Annotated in this window: 31 protein-coding genes, 1 tRNA gene and 1 pseudogene; 18 read left to right on the top strand and 15 right to left on the bottom strand. The window is 59.6% G+C overall.

The annotated features are described in order from the left end of the window. Positions 1-207 precede the first annotated feature (207 nt). Genes DXT88_RS14160 through DXT88_RS14175 form a run of 4 tightly spaced genes read right to left on the bottom strand, consistent with a single transcriptional unit; the run spans position 208 to position 4,011 of the window. Complete coding sequence (locus DXT88_RS14160) at positions 208-2,715, bottom strand: VapE domain-containing protein (protein ID WP_265214368.1); 2,508 nt, start codon at positions 2,713-2,715, stop codon at positions 208-210. Then, a complete protein-coding gene (locus DXT88_RS14165) occupies positions 2,705-3,172 on the bottom strand; it encodes a YmfL family putative regulatory protein (protein WP_265214370.1) in 468 nt (155 codons plus the stop codon). The genes DXT88_RS14160 and DXT88_RS14165 overlap by 11 nt, the downstream gene beginning before the upstream one ends. Further along, entirely contained in the window at positions 3,138-3,404 is a 267-nt protein-coding gene (locus DXT88_RS14170) for a hypothetical protein (RefSeq protein WP_171939046.1), read from the bottom strand. Before DXT88_RS14170 ends, DXT88_RS14165 begins: the two co-directional genes overlap by 35 nt. Continuing rightward, positions 3,397-4,011, bottom strand: coding sequence for a hypothetical protein (locus tag DXT88_RS14175; protein WP_265214373.1), 615 nt, complete (start codon positions 4,009-4,011; stop codon positions 3,397-3,399). Before DXT88_RS14175 ends, DXT88_RS14170 begins: the two co-directional genes overlap by 8 nt. Before the next feature lie 86 nt (positions 4,012-4,097). Here DXT88_RS14175 and DXT88_RS14180 point away from each other — a divergent pair, with 86 nt between their 5' ends. Continuing rightward, entirely contained in the window at positions 4,098-4,430 is a 333-nt protein-coding gene (locus DXT88_RS14180) for a hypothetical protein (protein ID WP_265214375.1), read from the top strand. On the opposite strand, the gene DXT88_RS14185 is transcribed toward DXT88_RS14180, so the two are convergent. Further along, entirely contained in the window at positions 4,403-4,618 is a 216-nt protein-coding gene (locus DXT88_RS14185; protein WP_112069179.1) for a transcriptional regulator, read from the bottom strand. The genes DXT88_RS14180 and DXT88_RS14185 overlap by 28 nt on opposite strands. Positions 4,619-4,643: 25 nt before the next feature. Between DXT88_RS14185 and DXT88_RS14190 the strand changes: the two genes are divergently transcribed. The 11 genes and pseudogenes from DXT88_RS14190 to DXT88_RS14240 all read left to right on the top strand — a co-directional run. Continuing rightward, positions 4,644-5,411 (top strand): XRE family transcriptional regulator, encoded by a 768-nt coding sequence (locus DXT88_RS14190; RefSeq protein WP_265214381.1) that lies wholly within the window; start codon positions 4,644-4,646, stop codon positions 5,409-5,411. A 366-nt stretch (positions 5,412-5,777) separates the two neighbouring features. Then, on the top strand, positions 5,778-6,062 hold the full coding sequence (locus DXT88_RS14195; RefSeq protein ID WP_265214383.1) for a hypothetical protein: 285 nt from the start codon (positions 5,778-5,780) through the stop codon (positions 6,060-6,062). Next, on the top strand, positions 6,059-6,355 hold the full coding sequence (locus tag DXT88_RS14200) for a hypothetical protein (RefSeq protein WP_265214385.1): 297 nt from the start codon (positions 6,059-6,061) through the stop codon (positions 6,353-6,355). The genes DXT88_RS14195 and DXT88_RS14200 overlap by 4 nt, the downstream gene beginning before the upstream one ends. Next, positions 6,352-6,492 (top strand): hypothetical protein, encoded by a 141-nt coding sequence (locus DXT88_RS14205; protein WP_265214387.1) that lies wholly within the window; start codon positions 6,352-6,354, stop codon positions 6,490-6,492. Before DXT88_RS14200 ends, DXT88_RS14205 begins: the two co-directional genes overlap by 4 nt. Continuing rightward, a complete protein-coding gene (locus DXT88_RS14210) occupies positions 6,489-6,740 on the top strand; it encodes a hypothetical protein (protein WP_265214389.1) in 252 nt (83 codons plus the stop codon). Before DXT88_RS14205 ends, DXT88_RS14210 begins: the two co-directional genes overlap by 4 nt. A 4-nt stretch (positions 6,741-6,744) precedes the next feature. Further along, a complete protein-coding gene (locus tag DXT88_RS14215) occupies positions 6,745-7,023 on the top strand; it encodes a hypothetical protein (protein ID WP_265214391.1) in 279 nt (92 codons plus the stop codon). A 13-nt stretch (positions 7,024-7,036) separates the two neighbouring features. Next, positions 7,037-8,869: a ParB/RepB/Spo0J family partition protein gene (locus DXT88_RS14220; RefSeq protein ID WP_265214392.1), complete on the top strand. Its 1,833-nt coding sequence runs from the start codon at positions 7,037-7,039 to the stop codon at positions 8,867-8,869. Further along, entirely contained in the window at positions 8,866-9,330 is a 465-nt protein-coding gene (locus DXT88_RS14225) for a hypothetical protein (RefSeq protein ID WP_265214394.1), read from the top strand. Before DXT88_RS14220 ends, DXT88_RS14225 begins: the two co-directional genes overlap by 4 nt. Further along, a complete protein-coding gene (locus DXT88_RS14230; protein ID WP_265214395.1) occupies positions 9,327-9,584 on the top strand; it encodes a helix-turn-helix transcriptional regulator in 258 nt (85 codons plus the stop codon). Before DXT88_RS14225 ends, DXT88_RS14230 begins: the two co-directional genes overlap by 4 nt. Continuing rightward, positions 9,581-9,781, top strand: coding sequence for a hypothetical protein (locus DXT88_RS14235; RefSeq protein ID WP_265214397.1), 201 nt, complete (start codon positions 9,581-9,583; stop codon positions 9,779-9,781). The genes DXT88_RS14230 and DXT88_RS14235 overlap by 4 nt, the downstream gene beginning before the upstream one ends. Further along, positions 9,753-10,556, top strand: a pseudogene (locus DXT88_RS14240) (recombinase family protein); the annotation flags it as partial. The gene DXT88_RS14235 and the pseudogene DXT88_RS14240, both read left to right, overlap by 29 nt. A 288-nt stretch (positions 10,557-10,844) precedes the next feature. Here the strand turns inward: DXT88_RS14240 and DXT88_RS14245 are convergent. Together DXT88_RS14245 and DXT88_RS14250 are read right to left on the bottom strand one after the other, a co-directional pair. Next, positions 10,845-11,234 carry a hypothetical protein gene (locus DXT88_RS14245; protein ID WP_265214398.1) on the bottom strand — a complete coding sequence of 130 codons (390 nt, stop codon included), beginning with the start codon at positions 11,232-11,234 and terminating at the stop codon, positions 10,845-10,847. 61 nt (positions 11,235-11,295) lie between these two features. Next, a tRNA-Met gene (locus DXT88_RS14250) sits at positions 11,296-11,372 on the bottom strand. Positions 11,373-11,632: 260 nt separating this feature from the next. Here DXT88_RS14250 and DXT88_RS14255 point away from each other — a divergent pair. From DXT88_RS14255 to DXT88_RS14270, 4 genes are all read left to right on the top strand, one after another. Further along, positions 11,633-12,217, top strand: coding sequence for an NUDIX hydrolase (locus DXT88_RS14255; protein WP_029363812.1), 585 nt, complete (start codon positions 11,633-11,635; stop codon positions 12,215-12,217). A 15-nt stretch (positions 12,218-12,232) separates the two neighbouring features. Beyond that, positions 12,233-12,955, top strand: a complete 723-nt coding sequence (aat, locus tag DXT88_RS14260; protein WP_265214401.1) for a leucyl/phenylalanyl-tRNA--protein transferase — start codon at positions 12,233-12,235, stop codon at positions 12,953-12,955. A gap of 145 nt (positions 12,956-13,100) precedes the next feature. After that, a complete protein-coding gene (locus DXT88_RS14265) occupies positions 13,101-13,829 on the top strand; it encodes an arginyltransferase (RefSeq protein WP_016835662.1) in 729 nt (242 codons plus the stop codon). Positions 13,830-13,952: 123 nt separating this feature from the next. Next, entirely contained in the window at positions 13,953-14,987 is a 1,035-nt protein-coding gene (locus DXT88_RS14270; protein WP_265214404.1) for a quinone-dependent dihydroorotate dehydrogenase, read from the top strand. Positions 14,988-15,063: 76 nt separating this feature from the next. Here DXT88_RS14270 and DXT88_RS14275 read toward each other — a convergent pair whose 3' ends face one another. From DXT88_RS14275 to DXT88_RS14295, 5 genes are all read right to left on the bottom strand, one after another. Continuing rightward, positions 15,064-15,786, bottom strand: a complete 723-nt coding sequence (locus DXT88_RS14275; protein WP_265214406.1) for an amino acid ABC transporter ATP-binding protein — start codon at positions 15,784-15,786, stop codon at positions 15,064-15,066. Next, positions 15,783-16,535, bottom strand: coding sequence for an amino acid ABC transporter permease (locus DXT88_RS14280; protein WP_016835659.1), 753 nt, complete (start codon positions 16,533-16,535; stop codon positions 15,783-15,785). The genes DXT88_RS14275 and DXT88_RS14280 overlap by 4 nt, the downstream gene beginning before the upstream one ends. Before the next feature lie 86 nt (positions 16,536-16,621). Then, the gene (locus DXT88_RS14285; protein ID WP_016835658.1) at positions 16,622-17,401 is read right to left on the bottom strand and encodes a basic amino acid ABC transporter substrate-binding protein; all 780 of its coding nucleotides are present in this window, start codon (positions 17,399-17,401) and stop codon (positions 16,622-16,624) included. Positions 17,402-17,595: 194 nt separating this feature from the next. Next, positions 17,596-18,519 (bottom strand): arginase, encoded by a 924-nt coding sequence (gene rocF, locus DXT88_RS14290; RefSeq protein WP_265214413.1) that lies wholly within the window; start codon positions 18,517-18,519, stop codon positions 17,596-17,598. Positions 18,520-18,549: 30 nt separating this feature from the next. Continuing rightward, positions 18,550-19,611, bottom strand: a complete 1,062-nt coding sequence (locus DXT88_RS14295) for an ornithine cyclodeaminase (RefSeq protein WP_265214415.1) — start codon at positions 19,609-19,611, stop codon at positions 18,550-18,552. Positions 19,612-19,754: 143 nt separating this feature from the next. Between DXT88_RS14295 and DXT88_RS14300 the strand changes: the two genes are divergently transcribed. Beyond that, entirely contained in the window at positions 19,755-20,222 is a 468-nt protein-coding gene (locus DXT88_RS14300) for an Lrp/AsnC family transcriptional regulator (RefSeq protein ID WP_016835655.1), read from the top strand. Here the strand turns inward: DXT88_RS14300 and DXT88_RS14305 are convergent. Both DXT88_RS14305 and DXT88_RS14310 read right to left on the bottom strand, forming a co-directional pair. Further along, positions 20,203-20,796, bottom strand: coding sequence for a tRNA-uridine aminocarboxypropyltransferase (locus DXT88_RS14305; RefSeq protein ID WP_265214531.1), 594 nt, complete (start codon positions 20,794-20,796; stop codon positions 20,203-20,205). The two genes, DXT88_RS14300 and DXT88_RS14305, sit on opposite strands and share 20 nt — an antisense overlap. 29 nt (positions 20,797-20,825) lie before the next feature. After that, positions 20,826-21,734 (bottom strand): LysR family transcriptional regulator, encoded by a 909-nt coding sequence (locus tag DXT88_RS14310; RefSeq protein ID WP_265214418.1) that lies wholly within the window; start codon positions 21,732-21,734, stop codon positions 20,826-20,828. 110 nt (positions 21,735-21,844) lie between these two features. Here DXT88_RS14310 and DXT88_RS14315 point away from each other — a divergent pair, with 110 nt between their 5' ends. Next, positions 21,845-22,843, top strand: coding sequence for an SDR family oxidoreductase (locus DXT88_RS14315; protein WP_407649341.1), 999 nt, complete (start codon positions 21,845-21,847; stop codon positions 22,841-22,843). An 18-nt stretch (positions 22,844-22,861) separates the two neighbouring features. Here DXT88_RS14315 and DXT88_RS14320 read toward each other — a convergent pair whose 3' ends face one another. Further along, entirely contained in the window at positions 22,862-23,875 is a 1,014-nt protein-coding gene (locus tag DXT88_RS14320; RefSeq protein ID WP_265214422.1) for a sulfonate ABC transporter substrate-binding protein, read from the bottom strand. Positions 23,876-24,041: the final 166 nt, after the last annotated feature.

Here is a 24,041-nt window from a genome sequence, read left to right on the forward strand (position 1 = left end):
CGCGCGTATGCGCACGTGTACGTGAGAATGTGCAAAAAAGGTTGGGAGGTTGGCGAAGCCGCTATGGTGGCGGCTTTCAGCCGTCCAACCTTCAAAGTGAAGGGTTGGACGAGGTTGGGAGGTGAGACGAGAATCATCGCCTTTTCCGCACGCGCAACTTGCACGCACGATCCCTGGCAGGATGATACTCGGCAACACATCACAACGCTAGAAGGGGATCGCATAATCGCCCTCCTCCGCCATCTTTGGCTCGACAACAGCAGGCTTTGGACGCACGTAGAAATACTCCCGCGCCCCATTCGGATCACGCTCCTTTTCCCACCCCAGCTTGCGCATACACGCCGAAATGCGCATGGTCTCGTTCTTCGACTGCGAGAGCTTGCCGATCTCGATGTGCAAGGCCCGCGTAAGCAGCTCACGCGCAGTCACACGATCCAGCTTCCTAACACTCAGAGAATTGCCATCGGCATCAATTCCCTCTACGTAGTCGTACAGCCGCCCGATCCATTGGTCCGGGATCTCGCGATCATCCTGCGCCGGCATGATCAGGCGGACATCCTGGTCACGTGTGGCGTACCACTTAACCCCTTTGCGCCACATCGCGACGGCTTCACCGAACAACTGGTCCCTCACCTCGGCCAGGCCAACCGTGTCGACGCGACCACATTTCACAGGCCAGAAGCGGCGGCTGCCTGTTGGGTCTTTGAAGTACTGCCCTTCGTTCGTCGTCGCTGCAAACAGGGTGCGCCGAGGAAGGTTGCGCATACGCCTGCCATATGGCTCGCGGAAGCGGTCCTTCTTACTCGACATGAATGCTTTAACTGCCGTCACTTCGGACCGATTGAACTGCTCCAGCTCAGCCACCTCATACAGCAAGATCCCCTGGATCGAGAGATAGCCGTCCTTCTCTCCCATTCGGAAGGGAGTGTCCGCGTACCAGGCACCACCTAGAACCTCCAGCGCCGTAGACTTACCAGCGCCCTGGCCGCCCTCAAATACCGGCGCGCAGTCGTGCTTGATGCCAGGAACATAGGCGCGTGCAGCGAGACCGACAAGGAACATCGTGGAGACCAGGCGCGTGTAGTCGGAATCTTCAGCTCCCCAGTAGCGATGGAAGGCGTCAGCCACGCGGGACTGGCCATCCCACTTCGCCTCACACTCAGACATATAGTCCGTAACCGGATTGAATGCATGACGGCGGGCGACCTGCGCCACTGCCTTCTCGATTTCACCGATGCTCGACACGATCAGGCCGTAATGCTGACCGAGGAACAGGCCCAGGAAGAAGTCGTCACTTTCTGTCCACTCACCTGGCTCAGACTCCCAGGGAGGATCTCGCCGCTTCATCAGAAGTTCGGAGAACTTGTCGAAGGCCACAATCCCCTGGAGATCGGGATCATGCGTCAGCGCGAGGAAGACGTTTTCCCGACAGGGCTTCACACCGGTCGCCCCATAGAGCATCATCGCCTTGATCTGCGCACGGTCCATGCTGCCTGCGCCAGCCGGACGTTGGGGGACATCCTCTGGCGTAGGCGCATCGACCCATGCAGGCACGTCGTCATCGCTGACCGATGCTGGCGATGCGGGCGCGGCCGCCTCCTCCAAAGGCTCTGCCACCCAAGCAGGCCGCACGTGGGCAAGCCACGCACACACATCCTCTTTCGTTCCGCCCGCAGCAATCAGATCGGCCACATCCCAACCATCCTCGACCTCGCCCGGAGGAGGAATGTCGACGAACTGGATCGAGCAGCCCTGGGCAAAATTCAACTCAGCCACCGCTTGCATCGCCACCATGCCCGGCTGCTCGACTTCAGGCTTTACCTCGCCAGCCTTCGCGTGGTTCTCTTTGTAGCGCTGCGCATCGGCGTCTGCCCATAGGAGCAACGAACGGCCGGCCAGAAGCGACCAGTCAACTTTCTTGACCGCCTTCCCACCACCAGGCCAGGACACGACATCCCAGGCGTCGCCCACAGCGGCCCTAGCCGCGTCAGCGCACTTCTCTCCCTCTACCACCAAAACAGGGAAGCCTTCCCTGAGCGGTTGAGGAAGGTAAAGGGGCCGTGGCTCACGCCACTGAATCCAATGCCATTTCCTATTGCCGGTATTCTCGTCCTGCGCGTAGACGCATGGCAAAACTTCCTTGCCACCGTTCGATGTGACGAACCGGCAAACGATGCCTAAAAGCTGCCGCTGCTGGTCCCGATACTCCCAAACCATTTGCGGCCGTCCTCGCACTGGATGAGCGACCGGATACGGTAACGCCGCATCGGGAATAGGCAGAATCGGGCACCAGGAACTAGCTGATTTCTTCTCCTTCGGAGGCGCTCCTACCCCTTTGCCGGCTTGCGCAGGCGCTGATTTCTGTGGCAAGTGGGGAGTCCCGTTGGGAATCCTCTTGACCTTATCAGCGCCGTGAATAGCGATACCCAGCTCACTGGCTAGGCGAGCGCACGCCTTCCCTTGCGAGATTGATTCCTTTGCAGCGAAGAGCGAAATAGGATCACGGCCGGCTTCGCCGTCCATGGAAAAATCGGACCAAAAACCAGCTTTGTCGCCTTTCAGGCGAACACGCAATGATTTGCCGGCTTCGCCGGAAAGGGAACCAATGCAAAACTCGGCGCCATCAACCACGCCGTTGGGAAACCATTGGGCCAGCAGTGAATCCAGGGAGGCAAGTGCCGCCGCATTGACTGCATCGAAGTCCTCAAGCTCCACTCACCGGCTCCTGATCATGGCTGCAATAGATCTGGAACATCAGTGCCATGAGCTCCTGCATGGTGCGTTGAATCTCGTTAGAGATGCGCTGCAGGTCTGCCTTCTCACGGGCATCAATGTGGTTGTCATCCGTATAGGCGGTGTACGCCCGAGACAATTCGCCGAGACGCGCCCACAGTTCCTGGAACTTCGAATGCAGGTCTTCTCGGTCGACGCTGCCAGGCGTGATCAGCTTGACGAATACACCACCGCTCGCGACCGCAATGGCTTCAGCGAAGAGCGTGGTACTAGTGAATGCCTGCATCTCCAGCGAGTGCTGCGTGCGTACCGCTTGACCTTTACGCTCATAGACGCGATTTGAGAGCGCATCTCGCGTCATTCCCAAAGCGGCCGCCATGGCATCCCATCCCCCTGGGAAGGCATCAATCATTCCCTGGTGTGCTTGGCGTAAATTCATGTGTACTCCCTCGTATTTTGGCGAATATTGCGCCGTGATATATTCCGAAAACACTCAACAGCCCATTACTGGAGCCTTCGTGAAGAAAAATCGCCCGCCCCTGCTGACAATCGGTGACCTCAAAAGAATGCTCGCTGGATTCGATGACAACGACGAACTCGATTTCAGCGGACTGGATTTCTATCGGCTCAAGATCCGCGGCCCAAACTTGGTTCAGGTCGAGTTCAACCAACAGGTTTATCGGAATGCTGAAGGTGACGTGGTGGTTGAAAATCTTGAATAATTGAAATCGCCCAAACTGATGCAACGTCGCGTGTGACGGGCCGATACGATTCGGCAGTCACGCCATTGACTATCCGACGGAAGATGTAGCGCTCAGCTGCGCGTTCAATTTGCCAAACGTCGACTGGCTTGAGGGTGCTGGTGACCTTCTGATTTTTTGGCAGGGCGGCCGGCCCATCGGAATGGGTTCGGCACGCATAGCTATTGATGTAGTCAGCCACGCTGTCGGCAAGATGGTTCGCTGAATCCACGCTCAGGCGCAACCGGATAATGCCGTCGCGAGTCTCGAAGCCGATACCAATTTCATCGGTGCTATCGTCTACAGGGGTCGTATTGCGCCAGGATGCAGGTACATAGATAGCTGGTATTCGGGATTGACGGTCAGCCGCCCTGTGAAGCCGATATTGCTTGTCATCGACGTTGACAGTGAGCCTCGGTTGCAACACCTGGAAGAGCCGCGCCACCTCGGCCATACCGTCATTAAATTGCGTGGACGGCACTGCAGTCCCACCAGCCATACGCCAGAATTTGCGTTCGTGTTTCGGTTTGAATTTCACAATCCACTCCCTTTCATTGTGGTTTTCTCGATTGCCTGGCAGTCATATGCTTCGCCCCATCATTCAAAAAACATGAAGGAACGAGCATGAAGGCCGACAGATACTTAGTTCTCATCCACTTCGCGGCCAAGGTCACCAGGGCCAACTTGTCCGAAGTAGCCGTGCAGGTAACGCGCGCAGTCCGAAACACCCTGCTGAACTGTGAGGCGATTTGCTCGACCGCTTCCTCCGTCGCATTCGTGGGTGAGTCCCGTGCATCGGCAGACTCCCTATTCCGCTTACTGGCAAGCGATCTCCGGCCTGGCGACAACCTGAGTATTTTTTCGCTGGGGCAAGGCATTGCCACCTCGCACTCAGGCTTGCATAAATGGGCGACGCGCCAGGGAGTGATTCAAGCAGCGGAAACCGGCGACCCGTAAATATCCGGCCGCAGTTCAAAGCGAGAAACCTCGCCGCCAGTTGCTCGTTCGATTGAAAGACACCGTTCGGCGGGAGCGGATTTCCTCGCAACCCACTGTTGGACGGCCTGAGGAGTCACACCGACCTTCTCGGCAAGCTCTGTTTGTCCGCCCACCAAGCGGCAGGCTTTCTCAATTGAAGTTTCCATGCGCCGAGTTTAAAGGCTAACTTGTATGAATACAAGTATTTCTTCAAGAGACAATTACAAGCCCAGCTTGTACCATCGCGCGATGGAATTCAAAAACCGATTACAGCAGTTACTCCAAGCAAAAGACGGTGGGAACATGTCTGCCCTTGCTTCTTTCTGCGGAGTCACGCCTCAGGCGGTCCAGCAATGGATCGCGCAGGGTCGAACGCCCCGCGCGCATCGCCTGCAGCAAATTGCGGAATATTTTGGAATTACCGAAAAGGATCTTCTCTTTGGAGAAGATGTGCCAAACGTTGCGGCTGACACGCCGGAAGCTCCTGGCCTTCTTCCAGACTCCTACATTCAAGTTCGTGCATACGAACCCGGTGATGACGACTTTGTGACAATTAAAACAGTAAGACTCAAACTTTCAGCGGGCATAAGTGGGTACTCGACCGAACCCGAGCGCGGTGAGGGAATGCCGATTGTTTTTCAGAAGGAATGGCTGGAAAAGCACGGTTATTTCCCGGACAACCTTATCGCACTGAAGATCCGTGGTGAAAGCATGCGCCCCAAACTGGATGATGGCGACCTGGTAGTGATCAATACCGCAGACCGTATCCCGAAAGATAACCAGATATATGCCGTAAATTTTGATGGCGAGGACGTGATAAAACGCCTGCGTCGAGAGAATCGAGAATGGTGGCTTGTCTCGGATAATCCGGACCAAAAGAACTATCCAAAACAGATCTGCAGGGGTGCTAATTGCATCATCATTGGACACGTGATTTACATGCAAAGCAGAGCCCTCTAACGACGTTACGGTAAGCCATTCACCAGTCACTAAACCGCGCTCCACAAACCGCCTCTCAGGCGGTTTTTTTGTTTCTGGCACCGGGGAAATTAGGCACTTAACTTAAACTTTAAAAACAACACTTCTTAATACAAGTTTTACTTGTCGCTTTACAAGTTTAACTTTATTATCCCTCCATCTGTGCCGTGCACCCTAGATGGAGGATTAGATGCAATCAGTCCGCAAAAAAGCCGCAGCCATTCAGCTGCCAGCCAAGTTCAACTTCCTTGCCGGTCGCCGACCGCCGTCACGCCGAGAATGGCCCCTCAACACGCCAGTTTCGTCGGCGCAAGGCGTTGCAGCAAGCGAACCTTCGCGAGGCGCCAAATGACCCGCTTCCACCTGGCGCCGGAATCTGAGGCACGCTTCCGCGCCGTCACCCACAAGACCCTCCATGTCTCGCACGTGCGTCACAAGTGCGCATGCGGCAAGCAGACGACCGCCAAGGCCCTGACGCAGTACGGCCATTGCGTGAGCTGCCAGAAGACAGCGGAGAAGCATGCTCCCAAGATCACCTTCATCACCAGCCCCAGCGACAGACTTCTCCCCGACAACAACGACCGGCGCTTCGTCGCTTTCCCTTGCACCTGGACGAAAGCGAGGAAGGCATGAGCGCGCCCGAAACCCAGAGACTCCAGGTCTCGACACCGATCAAAGCCCTGCATTTATCCGTATCTCGCTGCGAAACTCGGTGCTGGGCCTCCCTTTTCTATACCTCCAAGGCACGCCCCAGCCAAATGCTGGCCTATGCAAGTGGACAAACACTCTCCAACGCGCGCGTTGAAGGCGTCGGTGACAATGTTTGGGCTCTATGGATAGGAGATACGGCGTTTGACATCGCCGCGAAGGAAGCTCCGAAGGTTGCCGCGTTTTTGGATTGCCAGATCAAGGAGCGCGCCGCATGAAAGCCTTCCTGCTGACAGTCACTCGCGAGAGCGGCGTCCCGCTGACCCTGACCATCATCGCGCACTCCTCTTTCGATGTGCATACGTCTGCACTCGATATGTTCGGCATGTGCAAGATCTCGGTGAGGCCAGCATGATCCGAACCGCCCTCACCCGCCTCATCGCCGCCATTGCGGCCGTCTATCTCCTGCTGATTGCCCAGGCATTCACCAAGAACGGCCCCGAGCTGGAGGCCTTCGTGGATCTCGGCCGCGAGATGACTATCGAGGAGCTACCGTCTGTCGATCAGCTGCGCTCCCTGTGTTCAGTCGAGTGGCCGAGGGATGTTGCTGGCCCTAGGACCGCAGAGGCCCGCCGTAATGCCTGCAGCGTATTCGGGGAGTGACCACATGCGCCACCTCCCCAAGACAGTCGCCCCACAGATGACGCTCCAGGAGCTGGGGCTTGCCGTCGCATCCAAGGCCGGCTGCTCGCCCCTGCTTGGCCAGGATGTCGCTCGTACGCTCCTAGACGAATTCAACTCAATGCTCGCTGCCGGCTACCAGCTCAGCGTCCCACAACTTTGCCGGCAGACCAGGCCGGGCCATACCACCTGGCGCATCGATGTCGCGAACCCGGTTCTCGGCTTCGCTGGTGCCCTGCTCTTCACCGTCCCCACCACTCACTAATCCGGAGATGACCATGAATCAAGTCACCCAAGCGCAGTTCGGGATGATCCCGCTGCAATTTATCGAGACCGATCCCAACCAGCCGCGACGGACATTTGATGAAAACGCCCTGCAGGAACTGGCGGATAGCATTAAGGTCAGCGGCGTTATCCAGCCCATCCTGTTGCGTACCATTGAAGATAGCGATACGCGCCTGCAGCTGGTCGCAGGCGAGCGCCGATATCGAGCATCCCAGATCGCCGGCCTGACCGAGATCCCCGGCATCGTGCGTCAGTTGAGCGATGCCGAGGTGGCCATTATCCAGCTAGTCGAGAATCACCAGCGCGCCGGCGTGCCACCGCTCGAAGAGGCCGAGGCTATGGCCCGCGCCATGCGCGACCACGGCCTAAAGATTGACGATATTTGCACCGAGCTGGGCGTTAAGCGCCGCTGGGCGTATTCACGCCTGCAGCTGCTTGACCTCTGCGCCGAGGCACGTATCGGCTTAAACGACGGTCGGCTTGCACCATCGACCGCATTGCTCATCGCCCGCATTCCAGTAGCCAGCCTCCAAGAGCGAGCTGCAGGCGAAGTTCTGACAAACAATGGAGCAGGCTCCCCCATGTCCTACCGGCAGGCTAAGACTTGGATCGAGCAACGCTACACCCTTGACATCAATCGAGCTGTATTCAGCCTGGTGGATGCGAAGCTCTGCAAGGCAGCAGGATCATGCGCAGAATGCCCGAAGCGTACCGCAAACGATCCCGATAAGTTCCCCGACATCACTGCAGACGTCTGCACTGATCCCGACTGCTTTGAAATGAAGACCGAGGCGCACAATACGGCTGAAATCGATAAAGCCGCAAAGAAGAAAATCCGCTTCTACGAATCTTGGGAGCAATGCAAGACGGAGCGCAACGGTGATCTGAGCACGGACTTCGTCCTGGCGCGTACCTTCGACCGGCTTATCAACGCCGATCACCAGAACATGCCTGTCGATGATTTGCTCGGCACCGACCGAATGCCCAAGCCTATTGGAATATTCAAGAATCTATCTGGACACATCACGAACATCTACTCGAAGAGCGATATCCAGTGCGCGCTCGAGAAGGCAGGCTTGGCCAGGACCGAAGCAGAAGAAGAGGAATTCGATAAGCAGGAAGAGCAACAGCGCATCGAACTGGCGAAGGAGAAGAAAGCGACGGACCAGGAAGACCCCGCCGCCGTTCTGCGCAACCGTCTTGGTGAGATCAACTGGAAGATCGCCAAGGCCTATAACGTTTTCCATGAAGATCTCCTGGAGGAAATCAAGGATCTCGTCGATCAGCAGACCTTACTGCCAATCTACCGGACTCTGGCTGTCTTCTCAGCAGGACAAGCAGCGCGCTCCGAACAACTCAGTTTTTCGCAGAAAGTGGATGAGTCGTATAACGTCGATTTTATGGAGGCAGCCGCCGTCGAGGAGTTGGTAGAGCACGCCTCCGATGAGGATGTATGCCGCTTGCACCTCGACGCGGTACTCAGCAACATTCCGAGTGTCTACGGTGGCGCCATCGATGGTGGCCTCATCAAGTTCGAGGACGAATGGGAAGAATGGAATTATCAGCACTATCAGACCCTCATCAAGCTCGGAAACATCTGCGGCATCGACATTGATCTGCTACGAGACAAGCACCTCGCCGAGCCACTGCAAGAGCTTGCCGAGGCAATGACGCCTACCAAGAAAGAGCCGACTGAAGAGCCCGCCGAGACACCCAAGCCCAAGGCCGCGAAGAAGCAGCCTGCTCGGCCCAAGAAGACTGCGCCAACCCCGGATGCTGATCCGAACGCTGCCTGGCCCTTCCCGAAGTCGAAGGACGGATCGTGAGCGGCCATCTGCGCAGTCGGGCAAAGCGCGCAGCCCGTAAACACAAGCACCAGGTCGTCCGCGACCACGGCGGCCTGACGATGGCACAGATGCCGTGGCGGATGCGCGCCACCTTTGGACCCGTCGAAGATATCCTGACGACGCTCGAGACTACTGGCGACATCGATGCGGACAAGGATGGCGCGGTCTATCGCGCTCCCAGCAGCCACATTTGGTACGAGCTCGCCGGTGCCATCGAGGGCTTCGCCGAGTTCTACGAGGCGCACGCCCGCATCAGCGGCCGCGAGATGCCCACGAGCTCACTCCGCCAGTTGGCGAACAAATTTGCCTACGGCGTGATGATCTTCCAGTCGGATATTGATGCAGTCCGCCGCGACCTCGCGATCCTCAAAAAGGAGACGCTTCCCATGACGGAGCACTACACCACCACCATCATCCAGAGCATGACAGAGGATGTATGAATAGCCCGATCAAATTCTTTTTGGACATGCATGAACTGTGCATAGCGACAACACTGAGCGAAACTACGATACAGAAGCTCATCCGAGAGCAGCAGTTCCCCGCACCTCGCCATCTCGGCGGCCGACGCGTAGGCTGGTTGGTGAAGGAGGTCTTGGAGTGGGCAGAAAACCGTCCAGTATCAGACCTGCCGCCACCACCCAACACGGGAGCTAGAAAGCCGAAGCCCAAGCAGAAAAAGCTGGAGGTGAAATGATGAAGCGCACCAAAAACAAATACCCGAGTTCCCCATTTATGGGGACTGATATGCTTCAAGAAAACTCAAACATGCGCCCCCTGATCAGAATGCTTGCGTCTCAGGCTGTTAAGAAATGGCTGATCGGAAATCCACCAAATATCGAAACGTCAACAACACATGATGGCAATGAAGGCAACGATCTACGCACGGTATAGCAGCGACAAACAGAGCGAAACATCTCTCGACGATCAGTTACGTGTATGCCGCGCCCGGGCTGACCGGGAGGGCGCAACGGTCGAATTCGAGCGCTGCGATGCTGCCATCTCTGGCTCGACCGCAGTGGGCACCCGCCCTGCCGGCAACGCGATGCTGGCTGACGCGCTCGCCGGCCGCTTTGATCTGCTACTGGTGGAAGGCCTGGACCGCCTTGCACGCGACCAGGTCGAGCAAGAGCAGATTGTCCGTCGCCTGGAGCATCGTGGCATCCGGATCATCGGCGTTTCGGATGGCTACGACTCGCGGCACAGCGGTCGCAAGATAATGCGTGGCGTCCGAGGGCTGATCAACGATCTCTACTTGGACGACCTGCGCAGTAAGACGCATCGAGGCCAGGCCGGCCAGGTGGAGCGGGGATATATCGCCGGCGGGAAGTCGTATGGATATGACATCGTGAAGGCGGACGGCGGGAGCACGTACAAGATCAACGAAAGCCAGGCACGCTGGGTCGTTTGGATTTTCGAGCAATATGCCGCTGGAAACAGCGTGCAGCGGATCGCCCATGAACTGAATAACCAGGGCGTATCATCGCCGCGCGATAGCACGTGGGCCGTGTCCGCCATCTATGGCAGCCCGGTGAAGGGCTCGGGCATCTTGAATAACTCGATGTATGTGGGACAGTACGTCTGGAACAGATCTCAATGGATCAAAGACCCGGATACCGGCCGGCGCCAAAGAACAGAGCGCCCCCGACAGGAATGGCAGATGGCCAGTCTGCCGGAGCTGCGCATCATTGATGACGAACTCTGGCGCCGCGTGCGCGAGCGCATTGATGCCGGACGGGACGAACATGGGCGTAAGCGCCAGGTCCGGCCAGCGACGACTCTCTTTGGCGGGATGATGCTCTGCCCCCACTGCGGCGGGGCCGTGGTAGCGATCAATGCTGACCGCTACGGCTGCGCGGCCGCGAAGGATCGTGGCCCGGCCGTGTGCAAAGGTTTCTCCATCCCAAGAGACCTGGTTGAAAAGCGCCTGATTTCGATTATCCGGGCAGAGCTGCTGTCACCGATGGCGGCCGCAGAGTTTGAAAAGGCTTTTGAAGAGTTGCTGATAGAAAATACCGGCTCGACCGAAGATGTGGCCCAAGCTACTAAACGGATCACCCAGCTCACAGCAGAGATCGGGCGAGTGATTGACGCCATCACAATGGTCGGCGTCTCGGAGGCGCTGGCCGCCAAGCTGAAGGCTTTGGAAAATGATCGTAGCGCGCTGCAGCGCCGGCTCGCACTCAAAGCGGCAAGTGAGGCGGCACGCACGCCCAATGTCGGCAGCATCTTCAATGAGATCCTGATGAACCTGACGGATGCGCTGCGGGAGAACCCATTGATGGCCAGGAAGATCCTGGGCGATATCTTCGGCTCGATCCAGCTGGAGGTGAGGGAAGATAACCAAGTGTGGGCCAGAATGGCAACGGCCCGGCTACTTAAGCAAGTAGCCGGGCCGTCTATATCGGTGGTTGCGGGGGCAGGATTTGAACCTACGACCTTCGGGTTATGAGCCCGACGAGCTGCCAGACTGCTCCACCCCGCGTCTGAAGAAATAGATTATACGACATATCCGCCCCCGATGCAAACTTCCGCTGAGAATACTTTGCCTGAAGCACGTGCGTCATGCTGCGCATGCCTTGCAGAGGCATCGCGATTTGCACAGGGAAGGATGCATGCATAAAAGAGTAACCCTGATAGCGACAGTGATACACTTCTACCTCGCATTTGCCGTGAATCATCATGCCGACGATGGCGCATTATTTGCCGCCCGACGTTCCTACAAAAACACGCCTACCGCCTTTTATGAAATTTTGTTCTGAATGCGCTCATCCGGTTTCGTTGCAGATTCCTCCCGATGACAATCGCCCTCGCTTCGTGTGCGGCAATTGCGGCGCCATTCATTACCAGAATCCAAAAATGGTGGTCGGTTCGATCCCGGTCTGGGAGCGTGACGGCGAAGTGCGCGTGCTGCTGTGCAAGCGCGCCATCGAACCGCGTCACGGCTACTGGACCTTGCCGGCCGGCTTCATGGAAAACGGTGAAACCACCACCGAAGCCGCCGAACGCGAAACCGAAGAAGAAGCCGGCGCACGCATCAAGCTGGGCGCGCTGTTCTCGCTGATCAACGTGCCGCACGTACATCAAGTGCATTTCTTTTACCTGGCCGAACTGCTCGACCTCGATTACACCGCCGGCATCGAAAGCCTGGAAGTCACGATGTTCAGGGAAGACGAGATTCCCTGGGCTGACATCGCCTTCCCGACGGTGGAATATACCTTGCGTTCCTTCTTTGCCGATTTAGCCAAAGTGAAAACCGGCGATGGCGTGTTCGGTCTGCACACCGACGATATTCGCAAACGCATGGTGCAACCGGAACAGCCTGACTAATTTACGGAACAGCGCATGATTTCCTGGCTGGATGTCGATTCGCCCTTCCCCGATGTGTCCAAGGCGCTGGCCGAACCGGCCGGTTTGCTTGCCGCCGGCGCCGACCTGTCGCCGCAACGCCTGCTCGAAGCCTACCGCCGCGGCATCTTCCCGTGGTTCTCGGAAGGCCAGCCCATCCTGTGGTGGAGCACCGATCCGCGCATGGTGCTGTACACCGATCGTTTCATCATTTCCGACAGCCTCAAGAAAACCCTGCGCAAGATCGAGCGCAGCCGCCATACCGACCGCCGCTGGGAGATCCGTTTCGATTCGGCCTTCCGCGACGTCATGCGCGCCTGCGCCGGACCGCGCCGCGATGACGCCGGCACCTGGATTTCCAAGGACATCGTCGACGGCTATTGCGGCTTGCACCGCGCCGGTTATGCGCATTCGGCGGAAGTCTGGCTGGAAGGGAAGCTGGTCGGCGGCGCTTACGGCGTGTCGATCGGCCAGATGTTCTACGGGGAATCGATGTTTGCGCGCGTGACCGACGCCTCCAAGGTGGCGCTGGCGTACCTGGTGCATTTCCTGCGCCGGCACGGCGTGCAGATGATCGATTGCCAGCAGGAGACGCCGCACCTGGCGTCGCTGGGCGCGATCCCGATTCCTCGCAACGACTTCATCAACCACCTGCGCGTGGCCATCGAGGCGCCGCAGATCGGTTTCTGGCATCCGCTGGACCTGTTTCCGCCGGCCTGACGCCCGGCCCTCTTGCCTTGAAGCCCTGCCGACGGTGCAGTTACTGCCGCCCCAAAGTAGTGTAAATTACAGGGAATCGTGACGAAATCGTTACACCGCCGCGCACAGCGAAGCGACTGCCAATGATTGCAACACCAGGACGCCCATGACGCATCTCAAAGACCTGCCGTTTTCCACGTTGCAGTTTTATGCAACGGCTCCCTATCCCTGCAGTTACCTGGATAACCAGCAAGCCCGCTCGCAAGTCGCCACGCCGTCGCACCTGATCAACGCCGATGTCTATTCCGAACTGGTCAAGACCGGTTTCCGCCGCAGCGGCATCTTCACCTATCGCCCCTATTGCGACGGCTGCCAGGCCTGTACGCCGGTGCGCATCAAGACCGCCGAATTCATCCCCAACCGCAGCCAGCGCCGCGCCTGGAACAAGAACAGCGGACTGGTCACGCTGGTCACCAACCTGACGTACGCCTACGAGCATTACGAGCTTTACCTGCGCTATCAATCAGTGCGCCACGCCGGCGGCGGCATGGACCAGGACAGCCGCGACCAGTACGCGCAGTTCCTGCTGCAAAGCAAGGTCAACACGCGCCTGGTGGAATTCCGCGAAGCCGACGGCACGCTGCGCATGGTCAGCATCATCGATGTGCTCGACGACGGCTTGTCATCGGTCTACACCTTCTACGATCCCGATGTCGAAGGCTCGTCCTACGGCACCTACAACATCCTGTGGCAGATCGAGCAAGCCCGCCAGCTCGGCATCCCCTACGTCTACCTTGGCTATTGGATCAAGGAAAGCGCCAAGATGGCCTACAAGACCAACTTCCAGCCGCTGGAAGCATTACAGAACGGCAACTGGACTGCATTGCGCGAATAGCGCGGAGAGTGTCATCTCGTACGCGCCGTTTGCGCGGAAAAGCGCCCCGGACACGTTAAAATGGCGGCACTTTTTCTTCCGGCTTGCTTGCCGCTCACGTCCGTTTCCTTTCAGCCCATCACCGTGTCCGATAAATTCCTCTACGCCCTTGCCCGCCCGCTGCTGTTTTCGCTCGACGCAGAATCCGCCCACCACCTGACCTTGCCCGCCTTGCGCCGCGCCGCCGCGCTCGGCCTGACCGGCTTCATCAGCAAGCCGGCCGCCGATCCGCGTACGGTCATGGGCGTCACCTTCCCCAATCCGGTCGGCCTGGCCGCCGGCCTGGACAAGGACGGTTCCTACATCGACGGCCTGGCGGCGCTCGGTTTCGGCTCGATTGAAATCGGCACGGTCACGCCGCGCGCGCAACCGGGCAACCCGAAGCCGCGCATGTTCCGCCTGCCGGCTGCGCACGCCATCATCAACCGCATGGGCTTCAACAACGGCGGCGTCGACGCCTTCGTCGCCAACGTGCAAGCCTCGCGCTTCTACCAAGGCAAGCAAGGCGTGCTCGGTCTGAACATCGGCAAGAACGCCGACACCCCGATCGAACGCGCCGCCGACGACTACCTGCACTGCCTGGAAAAAGTCTATCCCTACGCCAGCTACGTCACCGTCAACATCTCGTCACCCAACACCAAGAACCTGCGCCAGCTGCAAGGCGCGTCCGAACTCGATGCCCTGCTGTCGCAGTTGAAGGATGCGCAACTGCGCCTGGCCGACCAGCACAAGCGCTACGTGCCGGTGGCGCTGAAAATCGCGCCGGACATTGACAGCGAACAGATCAAGAACATCGCCGACGCGCTGCTGCGCCACAAGCTCGACGGCGTCATCGCCACCAACACCACCATCACGCGCGACGCCGTCAAGGGCCTGCAATACGGTGAAGAAGCCGGAGGCCTGTCGGGTGCGCCGGTGTTCGAATTGTCGAACCAGGTGGTGCGCGGCCTCAAGGCCGAGCTCGGCGACGCGCTGCCGATCATCGGCGTCGGCGGCATCCTCAGCGGCAGCAACGCCAAGGCCAAGATGGAAGCCGGCGCTTCGCTGGTGCAGTTGTACTCGGGCCTGATCTATCGCGGCCCGGCGTTGGTCAAGGAATGCACCGACGCCTTGCGCTAAACCGCTCCGGCATAAAAAACCGCCGTTGCATTTGCATGCAACGGCGGTTTTTTCTTGCAGGATCAGTTCAAGCGTACTAGAGCACCTTGCGCAGGAAATCGCGCGTGCGTTCGTTCTTCGGCTCGCCCAGTACCTGCTGCGGCGGACCTTCTTCCATGATCACGCCCTGGTCGATGAACAGCACGCGGTCCGAGACTTCGCGCGCGAAACCCATCTCGTGCGTGACCACCACCATCGTCATGCCCTCTTCGGCCAGCGTCTTCATCACGGTCAGCACTTCGCCCACCAGTTCCGGATCGAGCGCCGAGGTGGGCTCGTCGAACAGCATGACCTTGGGCTCCATCGCCAGCGCACGGGCGATCGCCACGCGTTGCTGCTGACCGCCGGAGAGCTGGTTCGGGAAGGCGTCGATCTTATCCAGCAAGCCGACTTTCTGCAGCAGCTTCTCGGCCACCAGCACCGCCTCGCGGCGCGACAGTTTCTTCACCTGCATCGGCGCCATGATCAGGTTTTCCAGCACCGACATGTGCGGGAACAGGTTGAAGCGCTGGAACACCATGCCGAGGCCGGCGCGCAGCGTGTTCAGGTTGACGTGCGGATCGTTGACCTTGACGCCGTCGATGAAGATCTCGCCGTCGGTCGCTTCTTCCAGGCCGTTGAGGCAGCGCAGGAAGGTGCTCTTGCCCGAACCGGAAGGTCCGATCACGCACACCACTTCGCTCTCCCTGATCTCGCAGTCGATGCCGCGCAGGATGTGTGCTTCACCGTATTGCTTTTGCAATTGCTTGACGCTGATCATCGCGCATCTCCTTTGCCGTAGCGGTTTTCAAGATGCCGCACGAACGCCGACAGCAGCAAGGTAATCGCCCAATACACCAGCGAGATCGTCAGGTACGGCTCCCAGTAGCGCGCATAGGCGCCCGACACCGTGCGCGCGGCATAGGCCAGCTCGGCCAGGCCGATGGCCGACGCCAGCGATGAATCCTTGACGATGGCGATGGCGTTGTTGCCCAGCGGCGGCAGCATGCGGCGGAACGCCTGCGGCAGCACCACCTTGCGCAGCGTCTGCATGTAGGTCATGCCGAGCGAACGCGACGCCTCGCTCTGGCCGCGGTCGATCGACTGGATGCCGGCGCGGAAAATTTCCGACACGTAGGCGCCCGAGTTGAGCGTGATGGCCAGCACCGCCGACGCAAACGCGCCGTACTGCGAACGGATCTCGCGCGCGATGTCGCCGCTCAGAATCAGGCCGCCGCTCGGATTGATCAGCATCGGCATCAGCGCGAAGTGGATCAGCAGGATCTGCACGAACAAGGGCGTGCCGCGCAGGAAGCTGACGTAGAAGCGCACCGGCAGCTGCACCGCGTAACGCAGGAAATATTTCCAGAAACCGTGGCGCGCCTCAGCCAGCCGGCCGACGCCCAAGGCCAGGCCCCAGCACGTGCCCGAGATGACGCAGATCAGCGCGACCTTGATGGTCATCCACGTGCCCTCGATGAACAAGGGCAGGTACTCGCCGATGATTTCCCATTGGAAGAAAGAATTCATGAATGGAATCCGGGTAAAAATCTGCCCACGTCTCGCAAAGAAGACGTGGGCATTGAGAAGAAGTACTTAGATGTGCGGATTGCGGATTATTGCAGCGGCAGCGTCGGCACGTTGGCGTCGAACCATTCCTTGTAGATCTTGGCGTAGGTGCCGTCGGCAACGATCTTCTTCAGGCCGGCGTTGATCTTGTCCTGCAGTTCCTTGTTGCCCTTCTTGACGGCGATGCCGAAGTATTGACGGGTGAACTTGGCGTCGCCGACCACCTTGAATTGTTTTTCAGGATGGCTCTTGATGTAGAACTTGATCACGCCGACGTCGCCGATGGCGGCATCAACGCCGCCGCGGTACAGCTCTTCCAGCATCAGCGGCGTGTTGTCGAAACGGTGGATGGCGGTGCTGGACTTGCCGACTTCTTCCGACAGGATGATGTCGCCGGCGGTCGAGTTGACCACGCCCACTTGCAGCTTCTTCAGGTCAGCCAGCGCGGCGACCTTGGAGCCGGCGCCGGTGATGATGACTTGCTCGGCCGGGAAGTACGGCAGCGAAAAGTCGACCATCTGGGCGCGCTTCTCGGTGATGGTGATGCCGGAAATGATGATGTCGCGGTCACCCTGGCCCAGAGTGGCGAAGATGCCTTCCCATGGTGTGCTGACCAGCTTGATCTGGAAGCCGGACGCCTTGGCGATGGCCTTGATGATGTCGATGTCGAAACCGACCAGTTCCTTCTTCGGCGTCTCGAATTCAAACGGACGGTAAGTGCCGCCGGCGCCGACGACGTAAGTCTGGTCTGCTGCCTGGGCCGAGACGGCGGTCAGCGACAGAGCCAGCACGCTGCCTGCGAGCAGGACGAGTTTCTTGAGCGACATTGTTTTTCTCCCTGAATAAGCTTGTAGATAAATTTATGAAATGAGCTTGTTGATGAATTCTTGTTGCTTCCCGGGGCTGGATCCGAATTTGCGCAAACGCGCTGCAAAGCCGCCGCCCGGAGCGCGGAACCCGACATGATCCGGGGTATGCAGCGATCAGTCAACAGCCAATTTATTGATTTTTTATTACTTTTTTATCGAATCAATGTCGATTTTCCAAACAGGCTCTCCACCAGCTCCACCACCAGTTCAGCCGTCTGGTTGCGCACGTCGCAGGCCGGATTGAGCTCCATGACGTCAAGCGATGCGAGCCGGCCGGTGTCGGCGATCATTTCCATGCATAACTGGGTTTCGCGGTAAGTCGGTCCACCCGGCACTGCCGTGCCCACACCCGGCGCCACTGCGGGATCGAGGAAATCGATGTCGAAGCTCACATGCAGATGGGTGCCGGCGTCGATGCCCGACAAGGCCTGCTCCATGGCCACGCGCATGCCATGCTCGTCGATGTGGCGCATGTCGTAGACGCGCAGGCCGAGTTCGTGCAGGTGGCGCTTTTCGTCGCGATCGACGCTGCGAATGCCGACCTGGCGGATCGCATCCGGTTGCAGCACGGGTATTACTCCGCCGATGTGGGTGAGCGCATCGGGGCCGTTGCCCAGCAGGCACGCCACCGGCATGCCGTGGATGTTGCCGGTCGGCGTCGAGTCGCTGGTGTTGGCGTCGGCATGGGCATCCAGCCACAGCACCAGCAGCTTCTTGCCCTGCTCGCGGCAATGCTGCGCCACCGCCGCAATCGACCCGATCGCCAGCGCGTGGTCGCCGCCCAGCAGCACCGGAATCTGCCCGCGGTGCAAGGCGCCGTGCACCGCTTCATGCACTGCGCGATTCCAGGCCACCACTTGCTCCAGATGACGGAAACCCTGCACCGGACCTTGCTGCGGATTGGGCGGGCCGCTGACGTCGCCGCCGTCGGTCACGGCGAGGCCATGCTGCTGCAAGGCTTGCTGCAGGTTCGCCACGCGCAACGCTTCCGGCCCCATCGAGGCGCCGCGACGGCTCGCGCCGATGTCGGTGGGAGCGCCGATCAGGCGGATTTCCTTGCTGCGGTTTTCTTTCATTTGTTTCCTTCGGTTTCCATGGTTGATTGTTCAGGCGTGCAGCAGGTTCAGTGCGGCAGTGAATGTTTCCGTCGACTCGCCCTTCACGGCGGCGCCGTACAAATCCTTGGGATCGGCCAGGTCCGGCACCAGGTCGATCTGCTGTGTGAATCGTGCGTCCAGTTGTTCGTCCAGATAGCGCAGCGCCGAAAAATCCTCCAGCGCAAATCCCACCGAGTCGAACACCGTTACCTCGTCGTCGCCGACACGCCCGCTGGCCGCGCCTGCCAGCACTTGCCACAACTCGGTCACGGCGAACTCCGCCGGCATCTGTTGCAACTCGCCCTCTATGCGCGATTGCGGCTCGAACTCCACCACCACGCGCGCCCTGCTCAACACCTCGCGCTGCAACTCCGTCTTGCCGGGACAATCGCCGCCGACGGCATTGAGGTGCATGCCTGCTTCCACCATGTCGGCAGTGACGATCACCGCCCGACGCTTGTCCGCCGTGACGGTGGTGACGATGTCGGCGCCGCGCACGGCCTGGTCAACGCTGCCTGCGCGCACGATGCGCAAGTCCGGATACGCGCCCAGGTTGCGGCACAGCTTGTCGGTGGCCGCCGCATCGACGTCGAACACGCGCAGTTCATCAATTCCAAGCAGGCGATGGAAGGCAATCGCCTGGAATTCGCTCTGCGCGCCGTTGCCGATCAGCGCCATCACGCGGCTGTCCGGCCGCGCCATGTGCCGCGCCGCCAGCACCGAGGTCGCCGCCGTGCGCAAGGCCGTGGTCAGCGTCAGTTCGCTCAGCAAACGCGGATAACCGCTGCCGACGTCGGCCAGCACGCCAAAGGCGGTCACCGTCAGCAAACCGTGTGACGTGTTTCGTGGATGTCCGTTCACATATTTGAAGGAATACAGCCGCCCATCCGAAATCGGCATCAGTTCAATCACGCCCACGGCCGAATGACTGGCCAGGCGCGCAGTTTTGTCGAACTGTTGCCAACGCAAGTAGTCTGCTTTGATAGTGGCCGCGAGCCCTTCGATGACCTGCTCCAGCGGGCGCGTGGCGAGGAAGGACTGCAATTCCCGGGTTCCGATGTACTTGACCATGATGAATGGTGCGGCTTGACGCCGCTTTTGCTGCGATGAAGGAAATTTTACAGATGAACATTGGAAATTTGCTTTCTTTATCCTATAAATAAAGACATGCTTATGCAGCTTTATTTCGTAGCTCGAGCTTAACGGGAGGTTCCATGGACAAACTTGACGTCAAGATCCTTGAATTGCTGCAACAGGACGGTCGCATGAGCAATGTCGACATCTCGGAAAACATCCACCTGTCGCCGCCGCAATGCCTGCGCCGCGTGCGCGTGCTGGAAGAACAAGGCGTGATCCGGCGTTACGCCGCGCTGGTGGCGCCGGCGGCGGTGGGGCTGGACGTCACGGCGTTTGTCGCGCTGTCGCTCGACCGCGCGCAGTTCAAGCAGGTGCGCGAGGTTGAAAGCGTGATCCGCGACTTTCCGGAAATCATCGAGTGCTACACGATTTCAGGCGACTTCGATTATCTGCTCAAGGTGGTATCGCACGACCTCAAGAGTCTGTCGCACTTCCTGACCGATCGCCTGATGCAGGTGCCGGGCGTGGCCGGGCTGCGTTCGATGATCTGCCTGGAAGAAGTCAAACCGCTGTCGGGATTACCGATCAGGCTGGAGGATCGTTGAGTACGTCCGCGGGAACATAGGAACCCTGCTGCGTCACGAAACCATCGAAGGCTTGCAGTAGCGGCAAGTACCTGGCGGCGGCGTCCTCGAGCTGCCCCAGCGCATGACAAGCGGCTTCCAGCGTCGACAATTGATCGGCGCGATGCGCCTTGCGGATGCGATATTGCGAGGCCGGCGGATCGACCAGCGGCAAGCGCGGCAAGACCTGCAGCAAGGGATTCAGATACAGCATCTTGCGGCTCTTGCGCCAGGTGGCGTCGAGAATCACCAGCCGCAGCCGCTCTGGCGTGGACAGATCGGGCAAGGCGCCGGCCGGTTCGCCCGGCGTGCGTGGATACAGCAACACCGGCTGAATGCCTCCGCCGAACAGCAAATCCCGCAATACCGCTTCATCGAATTGCTCACCCTGCGCCAGCACGCTGTCCGTCAGGCTCAGGTGCAGCAGGCGCCCGCTGCCCTTGGCCTGGGCGACTTCCAGCGGATGCTGCAGGATCAACACCTGCGCCGCTGACGGTAGCGGCCGGATCCAATTGCAAATGCAACTGCTCTGCGCGCGCAGGCAACGTTCGCACATGGCGCGTTTGGAAGACGAATCAGCGCCCGTCACTTGATGTATTCCTGCAAACCCGCCGCCAGCGCATCGAATGCCACACGCACGCGCGCGCTGTTGCGCAGGTCTTCGTGCATCACCACCCAGGTCTCCAGCGCGAACGAAAACTGCTTTGCCAGCACGCGCACCAGGCTGGCGTCGCGTCGTGCCAGCGGCGTCTGGCAAAAACCGATGCCGTAACCGGCGCGGATCATCGCCAGCTGCGCAATGTCGCTGCTGGTGCGCAACGCGAACTGGCTGCGGCGCAAGGCCGGCATGTGTTTGGCGGCGCTGCGGATGAAGGCGGTTTCCTTGTCGAAACCGATGATGGCGTGCTCGTTCAGTTGCGCGAGATCTTTCGGCGTGCCGTGCTGCGCCAGGTAATCCTTGTGCGCATGCATGCCCAGTTCGATGGCGCCGATACGGCGCGCGACCAGCACTTCCTGGGTCGGCTGCACCATGCGCACGGCGATGTCGGCTTCTCGCTTGAGCAAGTCCTCGATGCGGCTCGACAGGGCCAGTTCGATCACCAGTTCCGGATGGCTGCGCTTGAGCGCCAGCAGGATGGGCGGCAGCACTTCGACGCCGATCACTTCGCTGGAGGTAATGCGCACCGTCCCGCGCACCTGATCGCCGGCGCCGCCATGCGCCGAGGCCGCACGCATCAGCGCCGCCGTGGTGGCGGCCAGGCTTTCGGCGTACGGCTGCAGGCTGAGCGCCGCCTCGGTCGGCATGAAGCCGTGCTGCGAACGCGTGAACAAGGCAAAGCCGACCGCCTGCTCCAGCGCGTCGACGTGACGGCCGATGGTCGGTTGCGTCAACCCCAGCGCACGCGCGGCGGCAGAGAGCGAGCCTTCCTGCAATACCGCGAGGAAAGAGCGATACAACTCCCAGCCGGGATCGGCGACGGTTCTTTTATCCATACAAATAAGTATAGCATCACGATACTTTTAACCAATTCCATTTAACCCACATTTACCCGACACTCCTCTCATCGCAACGAACAATCAGCGAATCAGACAATCAGGAGTGAATGATGGCAAACGAAAAAAACGTATTGATCCTCGGCGCCACCGGCGGCATCGGTGGTGAAATGGCGCATCGCCTGCATGCGCGCGGCTGGCACGTGCGTGCATTGCATCGCCAGGCCGGGCAGATCGCGGCCCGGCCTGGCATGCACAAGTTCGACTGGGTCAGCGGCGACGCCATGCAGCAGGCCGACGTGGTGGCCGCCGCGCGCGGCGTCGACGTGATCGTGCATGCGGTCAATCCGCCCGGTTACCGGCGCTGGGCCGAACTGGTGCTGCCGATGATGGACAACAGCATCGCCGCCGCCCAGGCCTTCGGCGCGCGTATCGTGCTGCCGGGCACGGTCTACAACTACGGCCCGGACGCCCTGCCCGAGCTACGCGTCGATTCGCCGCAGCACCCGGTCACGCGCAAGGGCGCGATCCGCGCGCAGATGGAACAGCGCCTGCAAACCGCGGCGACCAATGGCGTACGCAGCCTGATCGTGCGCGCCGGCGATTTCTTCGGCCCGCATGCCGGCAACAACTGGTTTTCGCAGGGGCTGGTAAAGCCGGGCAAGACGCCGGCCTCCATCATCTATCCCGGCAAGCCCGGCATCGGCCATCAGTGGACTTACCTGCCCGACCTCGCGGAAACCATGTCGCGCCTGCTGGAGCGGGAGTCGTCGCTGGAGAGCTTCGCGCGCTTCCACATGAACGGCCACTGGGACGCCGACGGCACGCAAATGACGGACGCGATCCGCCGCGTGCTCGGCAATGCACGGCTGCCGGTGCGCGGCTTCCCGTGGTGGCTGCTCGGCCCGGCCGCGCCGTTCGTGCCGCTGTTCCGTGAAATGAAAGAGATGCGCTACCTGTGGCAACAGCCGGTGCGCATGGATAACGTGCGCCTGCTGCAGGTACTTGGTGAAGAGCCGCATACGCCGCTCGATGAGGCCGTCCGCGCCACGCTGCGAGGGCTCGGCTGTCTTCCCGCGCAAGCCGGAACGCAGGCTCGCGCGGCGTAGGAACACATCAATCGAACATCACACCGCCAGCCACGGCGGCGCAGCTTCCTTCAGGTCGATCTTCCTGGGAATCAATTTCAGGTCGAAGAAAGTATCCGCGATGCGCTGCTGCTCCGCCAGGATGGCGCCGGTGATCGGTTCGGTGCCGAAGCTGTAGCGGCCGACCATGATATCGACTACTGGTTTCGGCAAGCCAAGCACCGTCGACAGTTCCGCCGACAAGGCCGCATGGTTGGCCTTGGCCCAGACGTCGATCTGGTTGAGTTCATCGATGATGAGGTTGATGACGTCCTTGTTCTTCTGCGCATAGTCCTTCGATGAAAAATAGTAGGCGCGATTCTTCACCACGCCGTTGGCATCCGCCAGGATCTGCGCCGACAAGGTGCTTTGCGCGGCCGCCAGATAAGGCTCCCAGATCGCCCATGCATCGATGGCGCCCTTTTCGAACGCGGCACGCGCGTCGGCGGGCGACAACCAGACCGGGTTGACGTCGGCATAGCGCAGGCCGGATTTTTCCAGCAGCTTGACCAGGAAGTAGTGAACGTTGGAACCCTTGTTCAGGGCGACCTTCTTGCCCTTCAGATCGGCCACCGACTTGATGGCGGAACCGGCCGGCAGCAGGATTCCTTCCAGCCCGGGACGGGGCACGGTCGCCGCAACATAGACCAGCGGCGACCCCGCCGCCTGCGAAAAGATCGGCGGGGCTTCTCCGACGTCGCCGAAGTCGATGGAGCCCACGCTGAGCGCTTCCAGCTGCACCGGACCGGCCGAGAATTCTATCCACTTGATCGAGACGCCCAAAGGCGCCAGGCGTTTTTCCAGCGTGCCGCGGCCTTTCAACAGACTGAGCAAGCCCTTCTGGTAACCGATGCGCAGCTCGCGCGTGGCGGCCGAGGCGGAGAGTGGGAACAGCGACGTCAAGGCAGTAAAGGCGGTGAGAGCGCTGAATCCTGCCCCACCCTTGAGGACGTTGCGACGCAAACTGTCGACGGCGGAGGCGGTATTCGATTTCAAGGTAGTTGTTTTTTTCATGTGTTTTTTATGATTGATCAAGTTGATCGCGGGCCTGCTTACTGTAAAGACGAGAGGCCGCAGCAGGGAACGAATAAAAAACCATATCAATATGCGGTCGCCGACGATCCGCACCGCAGTCTTCTTATTTGTTTTTCAAACTAGCGAACTCGTTTTTATTCGTTTT

The sequence above is a fragment of the Herbaspirillum lusitanum genome (assembly GCF_026127345.1).
In the GTDB taxonomy this organism is placed as follows: domain Bacteria; phylum Pseudomonadota; class Gammaproteobacteria; order Burkholderiales; family Burkholderiaceae_D; genus Herbaspirillum; species Herbaspirillum lusitanum.